The 1,531-nt window shown below is 35.1% G+C and carries 3 protein-coding genes; all 3 read left to right on the top strand.

What is annotated here, in order from left to right; translation table 11 throughout:
- Positions 1-68: 68 nt before the first annotated feature.
- The gene (locus tag CHX27_RS00240) at positions 69-347 is read left to right on the top strand and encodes a hypothetical protein (protein ID WP_094484789.1); all 279 of its coding nucleotides are present in this window, start codon (positions 69-71) and stop codon (positions 345-347) included.
- Between the two features lie 63 nt (positions 348-410).
- Positions 411-1,112, top strand: a complete 702-nt coding sequence (locus CHX27_RS00235; RefSeq protein WP_094484788.1) for a GLPGLI family protein — start codon at positions 411-413, stop codon at positions 1,110-1,112.
- Positions 1,113-1,330: 218 nt separating this feature from the next.
- Positions 1,331-1,531, top strand: a 201-nt coding sequence (locus CHX27_RS15630; protein ID WP_207758901.1) for a peptidase associated/transthyretin-like domain-containing protein, incomplete at its 3' end; no start/stop codon positions are given.

Genomic DNA, 1,531 nt, shown 5'->3' with positions numbered 1-1,531 from the left:
TTTTTTTTTTTTGATTTGGTATCGGTTAACCAACTTATTATTTTATTAATTTTTAAAACCGATTTTTTATGAAAAAAATGATTTTTAGTTTGATTTGTCTAACTTTGGCAAGCTCGGCAGCTGTTGCCTCAAATCAATTACCAATTCCAATTATACGTTCAGCGGCAGAAGTTTCCAAAGAGGCCTTACCTCCAACGACTGCGCAAGATTGTTTAAACCAAAGAGCAATAACCTATAGTTATTTACGAGCACAAGGCTTTAATGATGATCAAGCTTCCGCGACGGCATATCAAACTTATTTCAACTGCATGGGCAGCATAACTTTTGGGGTAATCAAGCGCCCTTAATAATTAAATAAACGTGTGCCTTATCAAAGGTATGAGGTACACGTTTCTATATAAACTTTCAAGATGTTAAAATTTTTGTTTCTCTTTCTTATCTGCTCAGTTTGTGTAGCTCAAAACAATTGTATTAAGGTTGTCTACTACGCTGAGGTCATCGATATTGCCGAATTAACTAAAGCGAATAATCCCGTGGAATCTTTGTTTAAGGCAGCAAAAGAAAATGCAAGCGCACTGCGCTTTGATCTTTCAATTAGTTTAGGGTGTTCGTTGTTTAAAGCCAGAAATATGCTCTCGACATCTGCAAATGACGGCGTAGTAACTACATCAATGCCTTTTCTCGATTATTCGGGCGAAGTTTATCGTTGCGACAAAGAGATGTTGCGACAAATTTTAATTCTTGGTTCAAAAACCTATTTAAAAAAGATTGATGCACAAGATTGGAATATTACAGCAGAAACGAAACTTATTGATACTTATGTTTGCTATAAAGCTACTTCAATAAGAGTAGTTCAAGGTATTGATAAAGTTTTTCACCAGCCCATAACGGCGTGGTTTTGTCCGAATCTTCCCTTTTCATTCGGTCCAAATGGTTACGGAGGTTTGCCTGGTTTAATTTTAGAGTTACAAGTCCACACAAGTTTTTACAAAGCCATGTCTATTGAAACTATTCAAAATTGCGTGGTAAAGCCGGGCAATTTCGAAACCATAAAAGTAGTAACAGAGGCTGAACTTGATAAGATGCTAGATAAATTTAATGAAGAAGAATGAACCGCATGCGTTGATTAAATATCGTTCTTTTGACAAAAAATTGCTTTAGTTTACTGTTGAAATGATTAATTCAAAATTCGGTACATAGTTATGAAATTAAACTAAAAAATAAACAATAATGCAATGGTACTTCACACTATTTTAGTTAGTTGAAATAGACTTCTCGAGTCTGTAACTCGTTTATATCTTAATTAAGAATTTCTGCAACATATATAGTATTGATTTTTAACTTCTTATTCTTTAGCAAAAGGTATCAAATTACCCGCAACATTATAATCCTTGCAATTTTCTCGCTCGGATTTGTTTCTCATGCCCAGTCTTCAAAAACCCTCACTGGCATCGTAACCGACAGTTTGAACCAACCCCTCGAAAACGCAAACGTACTCGCCAAATCGCGTGCCGAAAAACCCGAAATTAAG

Source organism: Flavobacterium aurantiibacter (assembly GCF_002251775.1).
GTDB classification, from domain to species: domain Bacteria; phylum Bacteroidota; class Bacteroidia; order Flavobacteriales; family Flavobacteriaceae; genus Flavobacterium; species Flavobacterium aurantiibacter.
This window is presented reverse-complemented; position numbering and strand designations above follow the sequence as displayed.